The organism is Synechococcus sp. R6-5 (genome assembly GCF_047461775.1).
Lineage (GTDB): Bacteria > Cyanobacteriota > Cyanobacteriia > Thermostichales > Thermostichaceae > Thermostichus.
In genome coordinates this window covers 1-1,164 of record NZ_JANSHV010000118.1, presented here as the reverse complement: position 1 = coordinate 1,164, position 1,164 = coordinate 1, and the positions used below count along the sequence as shown (strand labels likewise).

Annotated in this window: 2 protein-coding genes and 1 pseudogene; all 3 read left to right on the top strand. The window is 54.4% G+C overall.

The window, feature by feature from the left end:
* Positions 1–230: pseudogene (locus NW818_RS07155) on the top strand (hypothetical protein); the annotation flags it as partial.
* 93 nt (positions 231–323) lie between these two features.
* Positions 324–668, top strand: coding sequence for an ArsR/SmtB family transcription factor (locus NW818_RS07150; RefSeq protein ID WP_414330075.1), 345 nt, complete (start codon positions 324–326; stop codon positions 666–668).
* A 247-nt stretch (positions 669–915) separates the two neighbouring features.
* Positions 916–1,164, top strand: a 249-nt coding sequence (locus NW818_RS07145) for a hypothetical protein (RefSeq protein ID WP_414424179.1), incomplete at its 3' end; no start/stop codon positions are given.

Sequence of the window (1,164 nt, the reverse complement as noted above, 5' to 3'; positions counted from 1 at the left end):
GAAGCAGTCAGGGTCGGGTAGTTTACATGACCTATTTCCGAGAGCTGGACAAATCTTGGTACCTGACTCAAGCGGGCTTGGCGGAGTACCTCGATACCCTCAGCGAACTCACGGAACGCTTGGAAGGTTTGCAGTCTTTTGCGAATCTCTGTGAACAGGCCAATCAGAAAGATCCGTATCAACTGATCCCTTCTGAACCGGAAGGTCTGTATTTGCTTGCCTTCGAGTGAGATGCTGCCAAACTGGTTGATTGTCGCGCCTTTCCCCTGCCATCGAATCCATCAGCAGCCGCAGCGCAAAACTCCTGCTACCCTGGTTGAATGATGGTTTCGTTCCTGGTTGAGGTAGAGGGGAATTTGACAGATGAGCAGGTGCGGGAGGGATTCCACGCCCTCTCTGACCCGATTCGCCTGCGCGTGCTGCAACTGCTGCAGGGGCGTGAGTTGTGTGTTTGTGATCTCTGCGAGGAGCTGAAGGTGAGCCAATCCAAGCTCTCGTTTCACCTAAAAACCCTGCGGGATGCGAAATTGGTCAATGCTCGCCAGCAGGGGCGCTGGATTTACTACAGCCTCAACCCACCCGGTTTTCAGCTCCTGCAGCATTTTTTGGATAGATTGGGGCAAGCTGGCCCTGTCAAGGCCGCAGTTCCCTGTGTGGAAGACCTCTAAGGCGCGCAGGGATCCCAAAATGTCCCTAGAAAAACTGTCGGATCCCGCCCTTGTACATTCCGAAGACGGGCTTGCTGCAACACAAGAAATTACAGATGTGAATGGTGTTCCCTGCTGGCAACCCCAGGGATCCCGGCGGGTCAACTCGGAGAAAATGAGGATCCCATCTCCTAAAATCCATCAAAGTTCCCTGACACCAGCTCCCCTGTTGCTTAGTTAGGATTGATACAAGAGAGGTGGGAACAACATGATACGTGAACAGCGAGAAGAGTTGGAACGCATCCACCGAGCACACCTGTGGAATCGTCTCAAAGAGCGGGTGAAACGCGCCCAGTTGAATCCATCTCTGCTGGCTTTGCTGGCACGAGAGGCTTTTGAGTTGGGCTTCCCCCTTCCCTCTTTATCTGACCAACCCCAGGTCAATTCCCCTGCTGAGCAGCCCCAAGATGGAAGTCATCATCGCCGCACAGGGCCTCCGGCCCGCTGGCGCGAACGG

Coding starts and splice junctions, on each gene's coding strand:
- NW818_RS07150 (WP_414330075.1), top strand. CDS start 324: ATGGTTTCGTTCCTGGTTGAGGTAGAGGGGAATTTGACAGATGAGCAG.